The sequence below is a fragment of the Arthrobacter sp. MDT2-34-1 genome, from assembly GCF_059091365.1.
Genome location: NZ_JBNHGO010000001.1, coordinates 1476623 through 1497402 on the forward strand (window position 1 = coordinate 1476623; position 20780 = coordinate 1497402).

Genomic DNA, 20780 nt, shown 5'->3' on the forward strand with positions numbered 1-20780 from the left:
CCGGGCAGGCTCCCACAGCAATCTGGGCAGGCTCGCCCAGCACACCGGGCAGGCTCACCCCAGCAGACGGGAAGTGGCGGTCGCGACGGCGGCCGCCACTTCCGCGTGCACGGCCCGCAGCCGGCTTCGGTCAGTGCGCACCTCCACCACGCTGCGCCCTGCCACCGGCTCGGAGAGGACGGCGTCCAGTTCGTCCGCGTCCTTGATCAGCCGGTGCCGGACCCCGTAGCCAGCCGCCAGCGAGGCAAGGTCCGCGCGGTGCGGGGTGCCGAAGAGGCGTTCGACGGCGGACGTGAACGCCGCGTGCTCCCCCACCTTTCCGTGTTCCAGGGTCGAGAAGATCCCGCCGCCGGAATCGTTGACCACCACGATCTGCAGGTCGGGTTCGGGCTCCCCGGGTCCGAGCAGCAGCGATCCGGCGTCGTGCAGGAAGGTCAGGTCGCCCATGAGTGCCCGGGTTCCGGTTCGTGCTCCCAGCGCGATGCCCGCCGCAGTCGCCACGGTGCCGTCGATGCCGGCCACCCCACGGTTGGCGTGCACGAAAGCGTCCGGAATGTCGGTGGGCGTCCCGGCCAGGTCCACGTCGCGGATCGGGTTGGACGAACCGAGCACCAGCCGGCCGCGGGTGTGGAGCCAGACCGAACGTGCGACCCGCAGGCCCGTCAGCTCCGGTTCGACGTCCAGGCGTTTGATCAGGGCCGCATCGGCCGCATCGGCGGCGTCCCGCCAGAGCCGCAACCACGCGCCGGACCCCTGGCCCGAGAAGATCGACAGGTCCGCCGGCTCGGAAATCACCCGCTCCCGTCGGCGCCCGGGCTCGTACCAGGGGACCGGATCCGGCTGGAACAGCGCGGCCTGGACGTCCTCCCGCGCCAGCAGGGCGGGCACCGGCCGCGAGAGCGTCGGGCGGCCAAAGACCACGGCCCGTTCGATCTGTGGCCCGAGGTGGCCCAGCAGCAGGCGGTAGGGTCCGATGGCGTTCGGGCCGAACCTCGCGTTGGAGGACGGCTCGGCCAGCAGCGGCAGCCCGTGTGCACGCGCGAAGGCTTCGGCTCCGGCTCCCGCACCGTGTCCCGCCACGACCACGGTGCGGCGTTCCTCGGTCGCGTGGATAGTCGGTTCCGCCTGGCCCGCGTTCCAACTGGTGGCCCGCCCGGGTGCTATCGCCCCGGGTGCCGAGGCACCGCCGTCGTCCGTTGCCCGCACCGGCGCCGCGGCGTGGTCAGTAGCCGTATCCGTATCCGGGAACAGCGGATCGCGGAACGCGAGATTGATGTGCACGGGACCGACCGCACCCGGATGCGCCGCCGTTTCGGCCGCCGTGGTCGCTGCGTTAGCCGCCGACGGCGTGGCCGCCAGCGAGAGCAGTTCGGCCGTCGCGGCCGCCGGGGCCGGCGGGGCCGGCGGGATGCCCTTCGCGTTGAGGAGGATGGAGCGGATGGCGTCCGTCGGGTCGTCTCCGGCCGGGATGTCCACGGCCGAGCGCACGTGGATGCCGAACAGTCCGTGTTGCACCGTAGTCTGGTTGGCACCGGTGCCGCGCATTTCGGCCGGGCGGTCGGCGGAGAGCACCACCAGTTCAACGCCGGCGTGATTGGCTTCCATCACCGCCGGCAACAGCTCGCCCACCGCCGTTCCGGAGGTTGTGACCACCGGAACCGGGCGCAACGAGCCCAGCGAGAGCCCGAGCGCGGTAAACGCCGCGCCCCGCTCATCGATGCGGACGTGCAGCCGCAGGTCGCCGTGTGTTTCGGCCTCGGCGAGCGCGTACGCCAGCGGGGCGCTGCGCGAACCCGGCGCGATGACGACGTCGCGCACTCCGCCCCAGACCAAGGCCTTCACGGCCAGTCGGGCGGTATCCATCGAGCTCAGCTGCGCAGTCACCCCCTCATGGTAAGCAGACGGCCGCGCCCCGAGGGACGCGGCCGCCTGCCTTCCGTCGGCGTGGCCGGGCTAGCCCTTGAGGTGCCCGTTCTTGCCCTTGAACATCTGGATCACGGACGGCCGGGGCATCGCGGCGTCGCCCGGCTTGGCGCGGCGCCTGTCCCCGACGTAGTCCGGGAACATGGAGCGCTGGGCTCCCCAGCTGCCGTCCTCGCCCGGGTGCTGGACGGCGACGAACACCAGCCCGTCGTCGTCGTGGATCAGCGGGCCGCAGGTCTCGGCATCGATCGGCACGGCCATGAACTGCTCCACCTTGCCGCGTTCCTGTCCTTCCAGCGTCACACGGAAGAGAGCGTCGTTGCGCTGGATGGTGCCGGGCTGCCCATCGGTGGAGACCCACAGGTTTCCGGCCGAGTCGAAGGCCAGGTTGTCCGGGCAGGAGATCGGCTGCACCTGGTCGGCCGGGTAGCCGCTGAAGTAGACCGAATCGTCCACGGCCGGATCGCCCGCCACCAGGATCAGCTGCCAGGTGAACTCGGTGGAGGTCTGGTCACCGGTCTCGGTCATTTCGATGATGTGGCCGTGGCGGTTGTTGGCCCGGGGGTTGGGCTCGTCCACCTGCGCGCGGGTCCGGGCGGTGTTGTTGGTGCAGGCCATGTAGATCTTGCCGGTCGCCGGGTTGATCTCCACGTCCTCCGGGCGGTCCATCTTGGTAGCACCCATGGCGTCGGCCGCGAGCCGGGTGTACACCAGCACTTGGTCGATCCGCATGCCCGGCACCAGCGATTCGCCGTCGCGGGTCAACTGGATCCAGTGTCCGGTGCCGTCGAACGCGCCGTCTGAGGGCAGCACGCCGGAGCCGTCGATCTGGTTCTTTGGGGAATTGCCCTTGAAGCTGGCCACATAGAGGTCGCCCTCGGTCAGCAGGGTCATGTTGTGCTTCTTGTCGCCCTCGCGGTAGGTGCCCTTGGAGACGAACTTGTACAGGTAGTCGAAGCGCTCGTCGTCGCCGGAGTAGGACACCGCGTGGCCGGAGGCGGCGATGGTCACGTTGGCGCCCTCGTGCTTGAACCGTCCCAGGGCGGTGTGCTTGCGCGGGGTGGAGGTGGGATCGAACGGGTCCACCTCGACGATCCAGCCGAACCGGTTGTCTTCGTTCCTGCCCTCGGGCCGATCGGTGTCGAAGCGCGGCTCCGGGATGTGCCAGCCGCGCGACGGGTTGGCGCTGGTCAGGCCGTAGCGGCGCTGCTCGGCAGTCGGGGCGGACACCTTGAAGTACTGGTTGAAGTTCTCTTCGCCCGAGAGCACCGTCCCCCACGGGGTGGTGCCGCCGGCGCAGTTGTTCTGCGTCCCCAGCACGATGCGGCCGGTGGGATCGGCCTGCGTCTTCAGCAGGTCCGAGCCGGCGGCCGGTCCGGTCAGTTCGTATTCGGTGTCCATCAGGAAGCGGCGGTTCAGCCTGGCCCCGCGGACGTAGGTCCACGGCTGGCCCTTGCCCTTGCGCTCCAGTTCCACGACGGACAGCCCGTGCGCAGCCATGGCTACCTCGCGCTGGCGTTCGACGGGCATGTCCGGCGGGAACATGATGCCCTCGTTGGTGTACTCGTGGTTGGCGAACAGGACCGCACGCTTGCCGTTGCTGCCCGGGATCTCGATGATGTCCAAGTAGTCGTTGTTGTAGCCGAACTGGCCCGACTGGGACTCCTTGGTCTGGTTCTCCGGATCGAACTCCGCGCTGTCGTGGAACAGGGGGTCTCCCCAGCGGATGACCGGATTCCAGTTGTAGCCCTTGGGTACCACGACGTCGTCCACGTTGTTGGGCACGGCCTTGATGCCGTCGAACTTGAGCTTGCTTGCGTTGCCCCGCCCGCGCCCGGCCTTGGCAGCCGGGGCGAGTCCAACCTGTGCCTCCGCGGCTGCCCCTCCGCCGAACATCAGCGCCAGCGCGCCGGCGCCGCCCAGCCCCATCATCCGGCGGCGGGAGTATTCGGCGGAGACGATGTCCCGGAAGTAGTTATTGTCCGAGGTGTTGCAGACGCCCTTGGCACAGGCGTTGTCGCACTTGAGCGCGCAGGTCACGGCGCTGCGTTTTCCGGACACATGGCCCAGCATCGGCAGGTAGCGCTTCTTGGTTTCGGTCACGTTTTCACCTTCTGCATTGAACTGTGGGATCGTCCTCCAGTGTGCTGATCGAAGTCGACCGGCAGGCCGAGCAGTGGTGAATTTTCGGCCAACGGCAGGCAAAACACCTTGCCGGGCTGGGCCGGGACCGCGAGGCTTCGCGTTCTTCCAGGGCGAGGCAACGAGTTTTTTCACGGCTGGCCTCGGCGTCAGAGGTGTCACCCGCAGAATCGGCCAAGCGCATTGCAGCGCCGAGGTCAGAATGGGGGTGGTGCGTTGGGGTCGGTGTTGTCGTCCGGCAGTTCGATGCCGCCGAGCGTACGTTTTGGTGGTTGGTCACCGCGGTCGATGGTGTCGCGGGCGGCGGCGCCGTCGGCTGCTTGTGTGGCGCCATCGTCGGTGTCTCCGCCTGCGCCTTTGGCGCCGCGGGTGTTGTCTTCGTTTTCGCCGGTGGCTGCCGCTTCCGTTTCCTTCGGCCGGGGCAGGAGGGTGTCCCAGCCCTCGTCCGGGTGGGTGGTCTTGCGGTGGCCGGTGCGCGTGGTCCACGTGATCTGACCGTGTGGGCCGGCCTCGGCCCGGGCGTGCCCGGCGGTCTTCGCCGCGTGGTGGGCGCTGCACAGGCACTGCAGGTTTTCCGGCACAGTTGGCCCGCCGTCGTCCCAGCCTCGGACATGGTCGATCTCGCAGTATCTGGCCGCGCGGCGGCAGCCGGGGAAGCGGCAGTGCCGGTCCCGGACACGGACCAGGCGTTTGAGCCATTCGGGCGGAATCCGCAGTTGCCGGGCGGCCGCGATCGCCTGGCCGTGGTCGTCGGTGAGCACCGGCAACCAGGACCTGGCCAGCTGGGCCAGTTCCCGTCCCATGTCTGCCGGGATCGGCCCGTGCCCGGCCAGGTCCCCGGGCTCCTCGCCCAGTCCCAGCAGCGCGGCCAGGGGCATGGTGACCAGCATCCCCGGCCCCGCACCGCCGCAGTTACCGCCGCAGCCGCGGCCGAGTGCGGCCCGACCACCTCCTCCGGCCGGTGCCGGCGGAGGGACCGCGACAGTGCCGGTCCCAACGGGGTCTTCAGCGAACCTGCAGCTTCCGCTGCCGGCTGATGCCAGTGCCGCGGCCGGTTCTGTCGGTGCCGCGGCCGGCTCCGGTGCTGCCGGTCCCGCGTCTTCCGCTGCATCCGTGTTCGGGGTGCAGGTCCGGCCGGTGCGGCCGGGGAGCATGAGGTCGCAGAACACGTCGGCGCGCAGTTGGGGCAGGGTCCTGGCCTCGCCCGGGCCTTGGAGGGAGCGGGCCGTGGTCTGGATCCGGTCGAAGACCAGATGCGCCTTGTCCGCGCTGGTGCGGATCCACAACTCGGTCATCCCGTCGTCCTGGTCGGTCAACTGCACGTCCCGGGACTCGTTTGCCCGCCGGTGCCGCTGCTCCAAGGATTCCGGGTGCAGGCGGTCCCGCATCCGCCGGGCACGGGACCGCACCGTATCCAATGTGACGTCCCCGGCGCCGGGCAGCACCGCGGCCTCGAAATCCTGCAGGCATTCGGCCGGCAGGTCCGCGCAGCCGCGGGCCAGCGCTTTCGCCCGCGGCAAGTCCAGGTCACCGCGGCCCATCGCCTCGAGAGTGCCCGGCAGGTGCGTGCAGATCTGCCGGGCATCGGCCAGCATGGCCCGCGCCGCCGCGTCACCGGTGCACAGATGCGCCGAGATCTCCTGGTGCGCGAAGCGGGAAAAGCCTTCCGGGTCCCGGTCCCCGCCCACACCGGGACGCAGCCGGGCGAAGCGGTCCAACGCCTTCACCCGGCAGGACTGCACCCACGCCTCCACCCGCGCCGCAGCCAAAAGATAATCCATGGTCTGCACGTCATCCAGTTCCGCCGGCTCCACCACCGCCAACAAACCGGCCAGCACGGCAGGCACCCCCACCCCACCCTCCGGCACCACAGGTTTACCACCGGTGCCCTCCGGCACCACGGGCAGACCTGCCCCCTCCTCAGTGGTCCCGGCCGTCGGCTGTCCGGTGCCAGATCCCTGGGACGCTCCGGGATCCTCGGGCATGGCTGGCTGCCCGCCGCCGTCGGCTTCGGTGGGCGAAGGAATCTCTGCAGTGTTGGCCGCCTCGGCGGCGGCAGACGCATCAGGGTCAGCGGCCGCGGGAAAGAAACCGGCGCGATCAGGCCCGATGCCATAACGCCGGAGCAGTGCCTCTGCCACCACGTGCTGCAGCAGCGCCTCGAGCAGGGAACTGTCCGGACGCGAGGGCACGCCAAGGTCCATCACCAGTTCCTGTCCCGGAACCGGGAACCGAAGCTCGTCGCCCTCGCCCTCCATATCCACACGCTACCGGCCGCCTCCGACAGTTTGAGGGCCGCGTTTCGATGGCGCAGTGGATGGAGTCGGCAAGGTCAGACTGCGTTCGGACGATTGAGCCTCACATTCAGCTTTTGAGGAGCCGCGCATATAGAACCGGGCCCAAACCCTGAGGTTGTTCCGGCCGGGGGCTGCTTCCCGCAGCCCCGAAGCACGTCAGGAGCACAGGCGCTTCACTGCTCCAGCGGGCCCGCAGGCGAGGTCGATGGCGCTGCCAATCCCCCTGCTCTTTCGGCACGTCCCCCGGCCGCCGGGACGGTCCCGCCTAGGGAGCCGTTCCCCCGCCCCTACGTCACGGCTCCAGCAGCCGGTACGTCCGCGTCAGCCGTTCCAGCCACCACTGCCGCCGGTCCTCCGGCGCAGCAAGACGATCCAGCAGGTCCGCGTCGGGCACCACGTCGCGCACCGGGAGGCGGCCGGCCACCGGCACGAGCGGTTCCGCCGCCACGTCCGCGTCCATCAGGGACACCGTCGCCAGTCCGCAGGCAAAGGGAAGTTCCGGCAGCGCCGCAGCCAACGCCACGCCTGCACGGATTCCCACGGAGGAGTCCAAGGCGGAACTCACGACGGCGGGGAGCCCGGCTTGTGCGACGATCTCCAGCGCCCGCCACACACCCCCGAGGGGCTGCACCTTGACCACGATCAGGTCGGCGGCGTCTTCGCGGGCCACCCGCAGGGGGTCGGCGGCCTTGCGCACGCTTTCGTCGGCCGCGATCGGGGTGGCGATCCCGCGCCGCCTCAGTTCGGTCCGCACGGCGCGCAGCCCGGCGATGTCGGCGACCGGCTGCTCGGCGTACTCCAGCGAATACGCGGCCAGCCTGGTCAACGCCTCCACCGCCGCGGGCACGTCCCAGCCGCCGTTGGCGTCGACCCGGAGCGCGGCGTGCGGGGCTGCGGCACGCACCGCCGCGACGCGGGCCACGTCCTGGTCGATGTCCTGTCCGGATTCGGCAACCTTGATCTTCACCGTCTGCGCACCGTCGTAGCGGGCCAACACGCCGGGTACCTCGGCCGGCGCCACCGCGGGCACCGTGGCGTTGACGGGGACGCTGTCCCGGACCGGGGTCGGGAAACCCCGCCAGCCCGCCTCCACCGCGGCCGCCAGCCACGCTGCGGCTTCGTCGTCGTCGTACTCAAGAAAGGGCGAGAACTCCGCCCAGCCAGCCGGGCCCTCCAACAGCAGCACCTCGCGCTGCATCACCCCGCGAAAGCGGACTTTCATCGGCAGCGACACCACGCGTGCGGTGGCGAGCAGGTCGGCGAGGTCGGGGAGCTCCGGCCGGTCGGAAAGCCCGGGAACATCGGGAATCTGGTGCGGTGTCATCACCTCCAACTGTACGGCGGCCGCCCTTCCCGGAAGCTGTCAGCATTGTGTGCGACCCTAGAATCGATGACTCCGCAGCGTTCCCGTGTCCGCTCCCGGCCCGCGCCCAGCCGTCCGGCGGCGCACGCTCCTGCCCTGTTCTGGCTGGGAGCACTGTTGTGCGCGGGAGCCTTTGTGCTGAACTACTACGCCTTCGTCCGCACCACCACCGGGCAGTTCGCCGACGAATCGGCTTGGGCGGAGGCGGACTCCGGCTGGCGGCTGGGCCGCGGCGTTTTCCTGGACTTCCTGGACCTGCTGCCGGATATCTCCGTCGCCGTGGCGGCCGTCGTGCTGCTGGTGGCGGCCTTGGTACGACGCCGGTGGGGGCCGGCGGTGGTCGGTGTCGGGGTAGTCGCGGCGTCGGCGGCGACGACGTGGATCCTGAAGAACCTTGTTCTGGACCGGCCCGACCGCGGCGTGCCCACGCTGGAACACAATTCGCTGCCGTCGGGGCACACCACCATCGCCACCGCTGCCGCCCTGGCCATCTTCCTGGTGGTCTCGCCCCGCTGGCGGCCGTTCGCCGCGGCCGCGGGCGGTCTGTATGCCGTGCTGGCCGGTGCCGCTACCTTGATCAACGGCTGGCACCGCCCGGCGGACGTGGTGGCGGCCTTTTTGGTGGCCGGCTTTTGGGTGCTGGCCGCCGGTCCGGTCGTGCTGCGGCGCGGCAGCGACTGGAACATCTGGTCCGGCTACGGCAGCTTCTGGGCGGCGTCCGCGTGGTGGCCGAGGCTCTGCTGGCTGCTGGCCGTGCTGGGCATCGGCGCCGCCGCGGGACTCTACCTGCTCGCGCAACAGGCCGGCGCCGCACCCGTCCCCGGCACCGGCAGGCTCCCCTTGTTTTTCTGGGCGGGAATGGGCCTGATCACCGGCACGGGGATGCTGCTTAGCGCCCTGCTGACCTGGTTGTTCGGCCTCCAGTCGCGCCGGCATTAGATCACCCGCGGGAACGGCAGCGGCGGCCGGGCACGGGGCCGGCCGGCGGGCGGGGCCCCGGAGCATTGCCAGCGGCCGCGCTCAAGCATTGCTCAGCGCCCCGGCCCGGAGCATTGCCAGCACCGGACGGCGGTGGCAGTGTGATCCCATGGCCATCGAGGTGCGTCCGGCAACGGTCTTCGGCGATGTGAAAGCCATGCTGGGGCCAAAGCGCGCCGATGCCAACGTCTGCTGGTGCCTCAGCTACCGCCTTCCGTCGAAAGACAACGCCTCGCTGCGGGGCGAGGATCGAGCGGCCCTCGTCGAGCGCTTGTGCGGACAGGACCCGCCGCCGGGGGTGCTCGCCTACGACGGCGACGAGGTGGTCGGCTGGGCCGCCGTGCATCCCCGGGCGGACACGGCCTTCGCGCGCAACCGAAAGATCCCGCACGTGGACGACGTCGATGTGTGGTCGGCGTGGTGCATCCGGGTGCGTCCAGGGCATCGCGGCAAGGGAATCGCGCATCATCTGCTCGCGGGCGCCGTCGACCTGGCGCGCCTGCATGGTGCCCCCGCGATTGAGGGCTACCCCGTCGACAACGAGGGCAAGAAGGTCGACCTGACCATGGCCTACGTCGGCACCCGAAGGCTCTTCGAACAGGCCGGCTTCACGAAGGCGGCAGACACCGACTCGGTGGTAAACGGGTTCCCGCGCGTGCTCATGCGGCTGGAACTGGGCTGACGCACGCCTTTCCGACGCCGCTCCCCCACCCCTTTCCGACGCCGCGCCCCGCTCGCCGCCGCCGCTCCCTTACCGGTTGGCGCTGAGGCGCTGCAGCAGGGCGCGGGACTGCACGGGCCCGTAGGGCAGGATCGGGATGGCCTTGGTGGAGTCTGCGGGAGTGTCGCGGCTGGCCTGTTCACCCATCCGGACGGCCAGGGTCATGGTCTCGCACATGTTCTTCACGTAGGCGTCGCTGACGGTCTGGCCGTGGCCGGGCACCAACACGTCGTACTCGTGCCGCAGCCCGGAGATCCGGCGCAGCGCTTCCACCCAGTCGCGCGGGTAGGAATCTTCGAAGGCGGGCGGGGCACCCTGCTCCACCAGATCGCCGGCAAAAAGCGTGGTGGGCGAACCGACCAGCAGGTCACCGTCGGTGTGGCCGCGGCCCAGATGGAAGAGTTTGACGCTGACCTCGCCCAGGTCGACGGTGGTTTCCGTGTCCACCAGCTTGTTGGGCATCTTGATCCCGGTATGCTCCCCGTCGCCGGCCGCCATTTCGGGTTCTGTTTCCCCGACTGCCTCACGCTGGAGAACGCCGTTCTCTGCGACGTCGTGCGCGCAATTGCGGTGGGCGTAAAAGTCCTGCACGCCCTGGGCCGCGAAGTAGGCGTTGCCAAAGACGTGGTCAAAGTGGAAATGCGTGTTCACGACGACGAGCGGCAGCTTGGTCAGCGCGCGTACGGCCGCGTAAATCCGCCGTGCCTGCCGCGGCCCGGCACCGGTATCCACCACCAAGGCCTTGTTCCTGCCGACGACCAGCCCGGAGTTCAACAGATACTCCCGGGTCCTGATCACGTAATTGCCGGGTGCCACCTGCACACATTCCGCCGGCTCCCCGGCCTTGTCCTCTGATCGGGCGGCATCGCTCATCCGGGTAGTCACCCTCCGTCGCGTCGAACACCGGCCGCGCGGACAGCGCAGCCTGATCCTGCCACGGTACCGTGCCGACCACTCCGGCACACCCAGCCACCAGACCGCGGCCGACTGGCTGCGGCCTCCTGGCGAGCGTCCCGCGCTAGAGTTCGTGAACGGAGCGAAGCACCTCGCGCACCTCGCCGAACGGCACGGAGTCGTCGACGTAGGCCTGCACATGCTTGGAGCCCATGCCACGGACCATCACGCCGTGTTCCCCCTCGGCGGCCGACTCGAGGAACACCGGCCGCAGCGCCTCGGCATGGTGTGCAGACAGGCGGGAGAGGTACTTTTTGTACGCCTCTGGCAGAGTGACCATGCCCTAAGGGTAGCGCCGGCGGGACGGGCCAGCTAGGGATAATTTCGGGCTGCCGCCGGCCGGTCGGGCGCCGGCCGGCGGGGAGCTGCTACAGGTCGGCGAGGACGCTGCCGGGGTTTTCGATCGCGTCCGCCACGTAGCGCAGGAAACCGCCCGCGATGCCGCCGTCGCAGACGCGGTGGTCGAAGGCCAGCACCAGTTCGGTCACCTTTCGGACCGCCAGCTGCCCGTCCACCACCCACGGCTTGTCGATGATCCGGCCGACGCCGAGGATCGCCACCTCGGGGTAGTTGATGATGGCGGCGCTGCCATCCACGCCGAACACGCCGTAGTTGTTCAGGGTGAAGGTGCCGCTGGTCAGCTCGGCCGGCGTGGCCTTGCCGTCGCGGGCGACGGCGGTGAGCCGCCTGATCTCGGTATCCAGCTGCCGGGCGCTGAGCCTGTCGGCGTTGCGTACGCTGGGCACCATCAGACCGCGGTCGGTCTGAGCGGCGAAGCCGAGGTTCACGCCGTCGAAGCCGACGATCTCCTCGCCCTCCACCCGGGTGTTCAACTCCGGATATTTGGCCAGGCCGGCCAGCACGAACCGCGCGATGAAGGCCAGCAGCCCCGGGGTGTTCTCCGGGTCGCGGCGCTTGAGGTCGGCGCGCATCTGCAGCAGGGCGGTGGCGTCCACGTCCACCCAGACGGTGGCCTCGGGGATTTCGCTGCGGCTGCGCGACATCGCCTGAGCCACGGTCTTCCGCACGCCCTTCATCGGGGTGCGGGTGGCGATGCCCAGACCGGTACGGGCGTCGATGCCGGCTGCACCCGCCGTGCGACCCTCCGTCGGGGCTCCGGCCAGGCCGGAGGCGGGGGCCGCTGCTCCGGCCATTGCGCCGGAGGGGGCCGCGGCTCCGGCCAGCGCGGCCTCCACGTCCTTGCGCAGCACCATGCCGTCCGGGCCCGTGCCGGCGATGTCGGTCAAGCGGAGACCCGAGTCGCGGGCCAGCTTGCGGACCAGGGGCGAGATGACCAGCGGGGCCCGTCCGCTCGCGGCCGGCACGGGTTCCTCCTGCGTTGCCGCGGTCGTCGGAGCTACCGCCGGGGAGGCCACCGCCGCCGGGGCGGCCGCCGGAGGGGTCGCCACGGCAACGCGGCCGGTCTTCGGTTTCCGGGTGCGCTTGGACCCCGCCGACCCGCCGGGTGTGCCGTAGCCGATCAGCACGTTGCCGGAGCCGGATTCGGCAGGCTCCTGGATGCCGGCGCGCTCCTCCCTCCGGTAGGCCTCGCCGTCGGGATGGCCGGCGCCTGGCCCCGCACGGTCCGGGTCGGGAGCGTCTCCCGCCGCGACCGCGGCGGCGGCCTCCCCCGCCCGGGGGGCCTGCGGCGCGGCAGTCTGGGCGCCGTCGTCGTGCACGTAGCCCGGAGCGTCGACGGAGATGAGGGGCTTGCCCACGTCCAGGGTGTCGCCGGCCGCGCCGTGCAGCACAGCGACGGTCCCCGCGAACGGGCTGGGCACCTCCACCATGGACTTGGCGGTCTCCACTTCGGCCACCGGCTGGTCCACGCGGATCTCGTCGCCGACCTTGACCAGCCAGTTCACCAGTTCGGCCTCGGTCAGGCCCTCGCCGAGGTCGGGCAGTTTGAACACCTGTCGCGACATGGCTACGCGTCCTCCCACTGAAGTTCATCCACCGCGTCCAGGATGCGGTCCACGCTGGGCAGGTAGTGCCGCTCCAGCTTCGGCGCGGGATACGGAATATCGAAACCGGTCACGCGCAGCACCGGGGCGGCCAGCGAGTGGAAGCAGCGCTCCTGCACGCGCGCCACGATCTCGGAGGCGACGGACGCGAAGCCGGGGGCTTCGGCGACGACCACGGCGCGGCCGGTTTTCCGCACCGACGCCATCACGGTTTCATCGTCGAACGGCACGATCGACCGGATATCAATGACCTCCAGCGAGCGCCCCTCCTCGGCGGCGGCCGCGGCGGCCTGCATGACGGTGGGCACGGACGGACCGTAGGTAATCAGCGTGGCGTCGGTTCCCTCGCGGGCGACGACGGCGCGCCCGATGCCCGACCCCGAGGTTCCGGCCTGCCCCGCTCCGGATCCCTGCACGGTCTCCGAGGCCGCCCACTGCGACTGCAGCGCTTCGAGGTCCAGCTGCTCCTTGGAGAAGTAGAGCTTCTTCGGCTCCAGGAACACCACGGGATCCGGGAAGCGGATGGCCTCGCGGAGCATGGTGTAGGCGTCTTCCACCGTGGCCGGCGCCACCACGGTCAGGCCCGGCGTGTGCGCGTAATAGGACTCCGAGGAGTCGCAGTGGTGCTCCACTCCCCCGATGCCGCCGGCGTACGGAATCCGGATGACCATCGGCAGCTTGACCCTGCCGCGGGTCCGGTTGGGCATCTTGGCCACGTGCGAGACCACCTGCTCGAACGCCGGGTAGGCGAACGCGTCGAACTGCATCTCCACCACCGGGCGGAGGCCGTTCATCGCCATGCCGATCGCCATGCCCATGATGCCGGATTCGGCCAGCGGGGTGTCGAAGCAGCGTTCCTCGCCGAACCGCTTGGTGAGGCCGTCGGTGATGCGGAAGACGCCGCCCAGCGGGCCCACGTCTTCCCCGAAGACGACGACGGAGCGGTCGGCTTCCATCTCATCGGCCAGGGCCGTGTTCAGCGCTTTGGCGAACGTCATTGTTGTGCTCATGCTGTGTCCTTTTAGTCGGCGGCGGCGCTCAGGCCGACTCGTGCGAGAGCTCGTCGCGGAGCATGGCGGCCTGCTCGCGCAGCTGGCTGGTCTTTTCGGTGTAGACGAAGCGGAACAGGTCCTCCGGGTCCACGTCGGTCTCGGCGTTGAGTCCGTCGCGCATCTGCGCGGCCACGGTTTCCGCCCGCTCGGCGATTTCCTCTTCGAGTGCCTCGTTCAGGAGGTGCAGTTCCTTGAGGTATGTCCGCAGGCGCACCAGCGGGTCCTTCGGCGCCCACTCGGCCACTTCGTCGTCGGTGCGGTAGCGGGTGGCGTCGTCGGCGTTGGTGTGCGACTGCATCCGGTACGTGTGTGCCTCGACCAGGGCGGGGCCGCCGCCGTCGCGGGCACGGGTCACGGCCTTGCCGAGCACGGACAGCAACGCGGCGGTGTCGTTGCCGTCCACCCGCTCGCCCGGCATGCCGTAGCCGATGGCCTTGTGCGCCAGCGACGGCGCCACCGTTTGCTTGTTCAGCGGGACGGAGATGGCGTACTGGTTGTTCTGCACGAAGAACACGACGGGGAGGTGGAACACGGCGGCGAAGTTCAGCGCCTCGTGGAAGTCGCCCTCGCTGGTGGCCCCGTCACCGCAGAGCGCGACGACGACGGTGTCCTCGCCCTTGAGTTTTGCGGCGTGGGCGACGCCGACGGCGTGCAGCAGCTGGGTGGCCAGCGGCGTGGCCTGGATCGACACCTTGTGCTCGTAGGGATCGTAGCCGCCGTGCCAGTCGCCCTGCAGCAGGGTCAGGGTCTGCACCGGGTCGACGCCCTTGGCGATCACGGCGACGGTATCGCGGTACGTGGGGAACAGCCAGTCGTCCCGGCCCAGGCACAGGGCCGCCGCCACCTGGCAGGCCTCCTGCCCGTGCGATGAGGGGTAGACGGCCAGCCTGCCCTGGCGGACCAGCGCGTTGGCCTGGTCGTTGACGCGGCGACCGACCACCAGTTCGCGGTAGGCGCCCAGCAGGGCCTCGCCGTCGGGCAGCGGGTACTTGTCGTTGTGCACGTGCCGGCCAGCCGGGTCCACCAGCTGCACGGGCTGCTCGGAGGGCAGCATGTAGGCCTCGGCGGTGACCTGATCATCCATGCCGGGGCGGCCTGACGGGTCGGACATCGAACCCTCGATCGGGTTACCGGTTGAGATGGTCATGGTGTCTCCCTCGAATCCTTGGTCGGCGGGCGCCGTTGCCTGCCGCCCCGCATGGCGCGGGCGGCTCTGGTGAAGAAACTGTGTAGCTTTAGTATGGATTCGGCTACTTTTCGTATCCACTTATGCGGGAAAACGTGGATTATCTGCCCGTCTGACCGTAGTCTTGGAGACGAATTGTTAATGTGAGCTGGATAACCCCGCGAGGTGTAGACAGATGGCCAACGGTGCCGCCGCAAAGGTCCCGCAGCTGGACGAGATCGACCGCCGGATCCTGGCGGAGCTGACCCGGGATGGCCGGCTGTCCGTGACCGCGGTCGCTGAAAACGTGCACATCTCCCGCGCCCACGCCTACTCGCGCATCGCCCGGCTGACCGAGGCGGGCGTGCTGACCAAGTTCACGGCGTTGGTGGACCCGATCAAGGCGGGACTGAAGGCATCTGCCTACGTGACCCTGAAGCTGCGCCAGCACTCCTGGCGCGAGCTGCGCGAAGCCCTGCGCGCCATTCCCGAGGTGCACCACATCGCCCTGGTCGGCGGGAACTTCGATGTCATCCTGCTGGTCCGTGCCGTGGACAACGTGGACCTGCGCCGGGTCATCTTTGACCAGATCCAGTCCATGCCCGGCATCCTCGACACCCAGACCTTCCTGGTGTTCGAGGACCTGGACACCCGCTGAAGCGCGCGCGCTCAGCCGCCGTTCCCGTCCGGGGGCGCAGCGACTTCGTTCATGTTGCCCGTCTCGACCCCGCCCGCACGCTCATATACCAGCGCCACCGCGCCCTTCTCGAAGGAGCGGGCGGGGCCGGCGAGGCGGAAGGATGCCGGGATGGTGCCGGAGCCGAAGAGGCGCTTCCCGCTGCCCACCGTGAGCGGATACAGAAAGAGGTTGAGGCGGCCGACCACGTCCTCGGTGAGCAACGACTGCAACAAGTCGCCGCTGCCGAACACGTGCACCTCGTCGTGCCGCTCGCGAAGGTGGGCGGCCGCCATCGCATCGTGCAACGCGGTCGTGCCCGCCCAGGCGGGCTCGGTGAGCGTGGTCGACACGACGTACTTCGGCACCGCGTTGAACTTCACCGCGATCGGAGAGTCCTCGCCGGCATTGGGCCAGTAGGACGCGAAGATGTCGTAGGTCTTCCGCCCGAGCAACAGCGCGTCGATCCGGTCGATGACCGCCCCGATCGCCTCGCCGGATGCTTCGTCGAAGAACGGCGCCTGCCAGCCGCCGTAGTCGAAGCCGCCCTCCGGGTCCTCGTCGGCCGCGCCCGGCGACTGGTACACGCCGTCGAGGGTGAGGAACATGTTGGCCACGATGATGCCCATGGGTCTTCCCTCCCGGCGCGTAACACCGCTGCCGACACGCCGCCTTCATCCTGCCCGCGGGCAGGGACGGTTGTCCAGACCCGGAAGCCTCGGCAGGCCACCGGCGGGGCTTTCGTGGACTCAGGGCCGAAAGCGGCCCGGCTGCACCAGGTTCTGCGGCGCCCGGCCGGCTGCGACCGCCGCCAGTTGATTCTTCAGGAGCCGGACGATCCGCGGTTCGAATGCCGTGGTGTCGCCGCCCAGGTGCGGCGTGATCAGCGCGTTGCCGGCCCGCCACAGCGGGTGGTCCGGCGGCAGCGGTTCGGGATCGGTGACGTCCAACGCGCACCTCAGCCGGCCGGAGACGATTTCCGCGGTCAGGGCCGCCGTGTCGACCACCGCCCCGCGCGCCACGTTGACCACCAGCGCACCGTCCGGGAGGGCCGCCAGTACCGCCGCATCGATCAGCCCGCGGGTGGCTTCCGTCAGGGGTGTGATGAGGATCAGCACCTCGTGGGACGCCGCCAGTTCGGTCAACTCGTCCGTGCCGTGGACGTGGCCGTCGCCGTCGTCCCGGGCGCGGGTCCCGACCCGGGTCAGCTGCACGTCGAAGGGCTCCAGGCGCCGCGCGATGTCCCGGCCGATGCCGCCCACGCCGACGAGCAGCACCTTACGGTCCGCCAGCGACGGCCGTCGCACGTGGCGCCACCGGCCCTCGGGCTGGTCCCGCGCGGCGACGTCGATCCCGCGCAAGGAGGCAAGCACGAGCCCGACGGCGAGTTCGGCGGTGGCGGCGGCGTGCACTCCCGCCGCGCTGGCGATGGCGACGTCCGGTCCGACGACGGCTGCTATCCCGTCAACCCCGGTGGTTTGGGCCTGCACGAGCTTCAGGTTCGCCAGCTTCGGCAGGCGGGCGACGGCCCGGGACATGTCCGGGTACGGCAGCACCACGGCCTCGATCTGTTCGGGCCGGACGTCCTCGGGGTCGCCGTCGAAATCCCAATAGACGGTGCGGATCCCCGCCGGCAGGGGTTCCAGGGCGGCCATCAGGTCCCGGTCTGGGCAGGCGACGGTGGTGACGGCAGGCGGGGCGGCATTCATGTGACTCCTGGAGCAGAGGCCGGCAGCCCGGCAGCGCGAACGGGCTTCGCCTGGAAGCCTACCGTTCGTCCGCGCGGGCACAGGCTCATCGCGCGGCGCCGGGCTAGCCGCGCGGCACCGGCCTCGGCCCGCCGTCAGCCCTTGAAGACCGGCTTGCGCTTCTCCTGGAAGGCCTTGAAGCCTTCGGCGTAGTCGTCGCTCTTGCACAGCCGGCCCTGCGCGGCGTTTTCCTCTTCGGTGGCGAGCCACAAGCCCAGCCGCTGGTCGCGGATGTTCGCGACCAGCTCCTTGGACGCCCGGAAGGCGCCGGTGGCGCCCTGGGCCACCTTGCCCACGATGCCGCGGGTGGTCTCCAACAGCTCGTCCGCCGGCATGGCCCGGCTGAACAGCCCGGCCCTCACCGCTTCCTCGCCGCTCATCAGCTCGGCGGTGTAGATCAGGTCCAGCGTGCGGTGCGCACCGAGCCGCTCGGTGAACAGCCAGTGCCCGCCCGAATCCAGGGTGGCTCCAAGGTTGGCGAACGGCGAGCCGATCTTGGCGCTGTCGGCCACGTACACCACATCGGTGGCGATCAGCAGGCCGAGCCCGACGCCGAGCGCCGCCCCCTGCGCGGCGGCGAAGGTCGGCGCGGGGAACTCCGCCATCTTCCGCAGCACCGGGGTGACGACGCCGGACAGGTAACCGTAGGCATCGTCGGTCGCCGGGTCCACCGCCGAGATGTCGCGGCCGGCGCAGAAGCCGCGGCCCTCGCCGCGGAGCAGCAGCGCCCGGACGCCGGCGGCGGCGGCGTCGTCGTACGCCTTGCCCAGATCATGGACCGCCTGTTCGTCCAGCGCATTCATCTTGCCCGGTGCGTTGAGCACCACTTCGGCGATGTTGTCCTGGATGGACAGCTCAATCATGCTCATGGGACTCCTTCGGGGTCGGTGCTGTTTAAGATCGGTCAGGCGTCGTAGTCGACGGTGATTTCGTCGCCGGTGGGGTGGGTCTGGCAGGTCAGCACGTAGCCGCGCTCGATCTCGTCCGGTTCCAGCGCGTAGTTCTCCTCCATGGTGAACGTGCCGGAGACAACCTTGGCGCGGCAGGTGCCGCAGACACCGCCGGCGCAGGCGAACGGAACGTCCGGGCGGACGCGCAGCGCGGCGTTGAGCACCGACTCCCGGGCATGCTTGGGCGAAGCGACCGTGCCGGAGAGCCCGTCCAGCCGGAAGTTGATCTCGTAGTTGTCCGCGCTGGGGTCAAGCTGCACCGGCCGGCCGATGTTGCCCTGCGGTTTGGTCGGCTCGCCGGTGCTGAACAGCTCGAAGCGGATCTTCTCGGCCGGCACGCCGCGTTCGGCCAGGGTGTCGCGGCACAGCTGCACCAGTTCGTAGGGGCCGCAGAGGAACCATTCGTCCACGTCGTCGGTGCGGAGCACGTTGTCGAACAGGCTGGTCAGCTTCTCGGCGTCGATCCTGCCGGAAAGCAGCGGCGAAATGCGCTGTTCGCGGGAGAGCACGTGGTGCAGCGCGAAGCGGGTGGGGTATTTGTCCTTCAGGTCGGCCAGTTCCTCCACGAACATCACGTCCATGGCGGCCTTGTTCGCGTAGACCAGGTCGAACCGGACGCTGTCGCTGGCGGCCAGCACGGTCCGCGCGATCGAGATCACCGGCGTGATGCCGGACCCGGCGGCGAACGCCACGAAGGTGGCCCCGGCGTCGGCATTGATCTGTTCGGGGTGGTTGATCTCCGTCATCTGGTGCTTGGAGATGAAGGCGCCGGTGGGGCTCATGACGTCCAGGACGTCCCCGGCCTTGAGGTGGTCGTTGGCCCAGTTCGAGAACAATCCGCCGATGTCGCGCTTGATCGCCACCCGGATTTCGCCCGGCTTCGGCTCGGCGCAGATGGAGTAGCTGCGCCGGATTTCCTGGCCTTCGAGCGTGGTGCGCAGCGCCACGTACTGGCCGGGCACGTAATCGTACTGGCCGTGCAGTTCCTCCGGCACCTCGAACGTGACCTCGACGGCCTCGTCCGTGAGCTTGCGGACCTCGGCGACGGTCAGCGGGTGGAAGGTGGCGCGGCGCTTGACGGCCGTGGCCTCCGTGGTGGAAGTAGTCATCTAGAGCACCTTGAAGTAGTCGAAGGGTTCATGGCAGTCGTTGCACTGGTACAGCGCCTTGCACGACGTGGAGCCGTAGCGGGACAGCTCGCGGGTGTTGAGGGAATCGCAGCGCGGGCATTTGACGCTCAGGCCCAGCCTGACCGGTCCGGTGCGGACCGGCGCCATGCCCGACGGCGGGGCGATGCCGTACTCGTTCAGCTTGGCCTTGCCCTCGGCGGTCATCCAGTCCGTGGTCCAGGCCGGGGCCAGCACCTGCTTCACCCGGACGTCGGCGTAGCCCTCGGACGCCAGCGCGGCGACGATGTCGTCGCGGATGGCATCCATGGCCGGGCAGCCGGAGTAGGTCGGGGTGATGGTCACCTCGACGGCCGGCCGCCCGCCGTCGTCCGTTTCATCCAGCACCGACACGGACCGCAGGATGCCCAGGTCCTCGATGCTCAGCACGGGGATCTCCGGGTCACAGACGGTGGCCGCAACGTCCCAGACGCGCGCCGCTTCGGTTCCTGCCGGCCGTTGGGCCGTATTGGTGGACATGAATAGCTCCGTTACTCCGATGGCCGGCCTGGTTACCAGGTGGCGCCGGGGTGTTCGCGGGCCAGCACCTGCATCTCAGCCAGCAGGTAGCCCAGGTGTTCACTGTGTTTGACGCGGGTCTTGTCCGTCATGGCGGGCTGGACGTCCGGGACCTCCAGGGTCGCCTCCGCGAAGACGTCCGCGATGAAGGCGTCGAAGCCTTCGCGCAGTTCCGAGGGCCGCACCGCGATGCCGGGCAGCCGGTCGATCAGCTCATCGTCCAGGAACAACTGCTCCACGTACGGCCAGATGGAGAGGAAGCCGGCGGCGATGCGCCGGTGCGACTCTTCCGTGCCGTCGCCCAGCCGCAGCGTCCACTGCGCCGCGTGGTCGCGGTGGTAGTCCACTTCCTTCAGCGCCTTGGCCGCGATGGCCGCCAGGGTCTCGTCCTGCGAGTCGACCAGCCGCGAGTACAGCTCGTGCTGGTACGTGGCGATGACCAACTGGCGGGCGATCGTCCTGCCGAAGTCGCCGTTGGGCTGTTCGACGAGGTAGCTGGAGCGGAATTCGTTCTCCCCGCGCCAGTAAGCCAGGTCGTCTTCGGACTTGCCCCAGGCGGAGCCGGCGTAGGTCAGGAACGACCGGGCGTGGCCGATCTGGTCCAGCGCGATGTTGGCGAGCGCGACGTCCTCTTCCAACTCCGGCGCGCGGGAGATCCACCAGCCCAGCCGCTGGGCCAGGATCAGGGCGTCGTCGCCGAGGCGCAACGCGTACTCGCCGACGTCGTGGCTGGCCTTCGTGCCTTCGGTCACCTGCGCGGCAATGTCCTCCGGGCGCAGGGCGTTGCCCGGCGTGATCCGGGTGGCGCTTTCGCCGCTCACAGGTGCTTCACCCCTTCGCTCTTCGTGTAGTACGTGGCATGGCGGTAATCCTTGCCCTTGGGGGATTCGAAGAACTCGCCCTTCGCGTCAGGATCGCTGGCCACGATGGCCGACGCCGGCACCACCCAGAGGGAGACGCCTTCGTTGCGCCTGGTGTAAAGATCCCGCGCGTTGCGCACGGCCATCTCGGCGTCCGGGGCGTGCAGCGAACCGGCGTGCACGTGGGAGAGCCCGCGCGAGGAGCGGACGAATACTTCCCACAGCGGCCAAGGCTGCTTGTCGGACGACGCGGCTTCCGCCGTCGCCGTCTCCACGGGTCGGGCCATTGCGGTCTGGTCTCC

At 69.7% G+C, this 20780-nt stretch carries 19 protein-coding genes; 3 read left to right on the forward strand and 16 right to left on the reverse strand.

Annotation, left to right across the window (positions count from 1 at the left end; translation table 11 throughout):
• Positions 1-54: 54 nt before the first annotated feature.
• The 4 genes from menD to AC5RVV_RS06870 all read right to left on the reverse strand — a co-directional run bounded on the left by menD (position 55) and on the right by AC5RVV_RS06870 (position 7686).
• On the reverse strand, positions 55-1884 hold the full coding sequence (gene menD, locus AC5RVV_RS06855) for a 2-succinyl-5-enolpyruvyl-6-hydroxy-3-cyclohexene-1-carboxylate synthase (protein WP_494000595.1): 1830 nt from the start codon (positions 1882-1884) through the stop codon (positions 55-57).
• A 69-nt stretch (positions 1885-1953) separates the two neighbouring features.
• Positions 1954-4026, reverse strand: coding sequence for a PhoX family protein (locus tag AC5RVV_RS06860; RefSeq protein ID WP_494000596.1), 2073 nt, complete (start codon positions 4024-4026; stop codon positions 1954-1956).
• A 236-nt stretch (positions 4027-4262) separates the two neighbouring features.
• Positions 4263-6323, reverse strand: a complete 2061-nt coding sequence (locus tag AC5RVV_RS06865; protein WP_494000597.1) for an HNH endonuclease signature motif containing protein — start codon at positions 6321-6323, stop codon at positions 4263-4265.
• Positions 6324-6654: 331 nt separating this feature from the next.
• Positions 6655-7686, reverse strand: a complete 1032-nt coding sequence (locus AC5RVV_RS06870) for an o-succinylbenzoate synthase (RefSeq protein WP_494000598.1) — start codon at positions 7684-7686, stop codon at positions 6655-6657.
• Positions 7687-7752: 66 nt separating this feature from the next.
• Here AC5RVV_RS06870 and AC5RVV_RS06875 point away from each other — a divergent pair, with 66 nt between their 5' ends.
• Both AC5RVV_RS06875 and AC5RVV_RS06880 read left to right on the forward strand, forming a co-directional pair.
• Entirely contained in the window at positions 7753-8664 is a 912-nt protein-coding gene (locus tag AC5RVV_RS06875; protein ID WP_494000599.1) for a phosphatase PAP2 family protein, read from the forward strand.
• A gap of 148 nt (positions 8665-8812) precedes the next feature.
• On the forward strand, positions 8813-9385 hold the full coding sequence (locus tag AC5RVV_RS06880) for a GNAT family N-acetyltransferase (protein ID WP_494000600.1): 573 nt from the start codon (positions 8813-8815) through the stop codon (positions 9383-9385).
• A gap of 69 nt (positions 9386-9454) precedes the next feature.
• On the opposite strand, the gene AC5RVV_RS06885 is transcribed toward AC5RVV_RS06880, so the two are convergent.
• The 5 genes from AC5RVV_RS06885 to pdhA form a co-directional block, all read right to left on the reverse strand.
• The gene (locus tag AC5RVV_RS06885) at positions 9455-10297 is read right to left on the reverse strand and encodes an MBL fold metallo-hydrolase (protein ID WP_494000601.1); all 843 of its coding nucleotides are present in this window, start codon (positions 10295-10297) and stop codon (positions 9455-9457) included.
• Between the two features lie 145 nt (positions 10298-10442).
• Positions 10443-10658 (reverse strand): hypothetical protein, encoded by a 216-nt coding sequence (locus AC5RVV_RS06890; RefSeq protein WP_494000602.1) that lies wholly within the window; start codon positions 10656-10658, stop codon positions 10443-10445.
• An 88-nt stretch (positions 10659-10746) separates the two neighbouring features.
• Complete coding sequence (locus AC5RVV_RS06895; RefSeq protein ID WP_494000603.1) at positions 10747-12303, reverse strand: dihydrolipoamide acetyltransferase family protein; 1557 nt, start codon at positions 12301-12303, stop codon at positions 10747-10749.
• A 2-nt stretch (positions 12304-12305) separates the two neighbouring features.
• Positions 12306-13352: an alpha-ketoacid dehydrogenase subunit beta gene (locus AC5RVV_RS06900; protein WP_494000604.1), complete on the reverse strand. Its 1047-nt coding sequence runs from the start codon at positions 13350-13352 to the stop codon at positions 12306-12308.
• 28 nt (positions 13353-13380) lie between these two features.
• Complete coding sequence (gene pdhA / locus AC5RVV_RS06905) at positions 13381-14505, reverse strand: pyruvate dehydrogenase (acetyl-transferring) E1 component subunit alpha (protein WP_494001293.1); 1125 nt, start codon at positions 14503-14505, stop codon at positions 13381-13383.
• A gap of 250 nt (positions 14506-14755) precedes the next feature.
• Between pdhA and AC5RVV_RS06910 the strand changes: the two genes are divergently transcribed.
• The gene (locus AC5RVV_RS06910) at positions 14756-15217 is read left to right on the forward strand and encodes an Lrp/AsnC family transcriptional regulator (protein WP_493978019.1); all 462 of its coding nucleotides are present in this window, start codon (positions 14756-14758) and stop codon (positions 15215-15217) included.
• An 11-nt stretch (positions 15218-15228) separates the two neighbouring features.
• On the opposite strand, the gene AC5RVV_RS06915 is transcribed toward AC5RVV_RS06910, so the two are convergent.
• The 7 genes from AC5RVV_RS06915 to paaB all read right to left on the reverse strand — a co-directional run bounded on the left by AC5RVV_RS06915 (position 15229) and on the right by paaB (position 20765).
• On the reverse strand, positions 15229-15864 hold the full coding sequence (locus tag AC5RVV_RS06915) for a dihydrofolate reductase family protein (protein WP_494000605.1): 636 nt from the start codon (positions 15862-15864) through the stop codon (positions 15229-15231).
• 120 nt (positions 15865-15984) lie between these two features.
• Positions 15985-16944, reverse strand: coding sequence for a 2-hydroxyacid dehydrogenase (locus AC5RVV_RS06920; protein ID WP_494000606.1), 960 nt, complete (start codon positions 16942-16944; stop codon positions 15985-15987).
• Between the two features lie 134 nt (positions 16945-17078).
• Complete coding sequence (locus tag AC5RVV_RS06925; RefSeq protein ID WP_494001294.1) at positions 17079-17846, reverse strand: enoyl-CoA hydratase/isomerase family protein; 768 nt, start codon at positions 17844-17846, stop codon at positions 17079-17081.
• Positions 17847-17887: 41 nt separating this feature from the next.
• Positions 17888-19042, reverse strand: coding sequence for a 1,2-phenylacetyl-CoA epoxidase subunit PaaE (gene paaE, locus AC5RVV_RS06930; RefSeq protein ID WP_494000607.1), 1155 nt, complete (start codon positions 19040-19042; stop codon positions 17888-17890).
• Positions 19043-19579, reverse strand: a complete 537-nt coding sequence (paaD, locus tag AC5RVV_RS06935; protein ID WP_494000608.1) for a 1,2-phenylacetyl-CoA epoxidase subunit PaaD — start codon at positions 19577-19579, stop codon at positions 19043-19045.
• A gap of 32 nt (positions 19580-19611) precedes the next feature.
• Positions 19612-20439, reverse strand: coding sequence for a 1,2-phenylacetyl-CoA epoxidase subunit PaaC (paaC, locus tag AC5RVV_RS06940; protein WP_494000609.1), 828 nt, complete (start codon positions 20437-20439; stop codon positions 19612-19614).
• Positions 20436-20765, reverse strand: coding sequence for a 1,2-phenylacetyl-CoA epoxidase subunit PaaB (gene paaB, locus AC5RVV_RS06945; RefSeq protein ID WP_494001295.1), 330 nt, complete (start codon positions 20763-20765; stop codon positions 20436-20438). The genes paaC and paaB overlap by 4 nt, the downstream gene beginning before the upstream one ends.
• Positions 20766-20780: the final 15 nt, after the last annotated feature.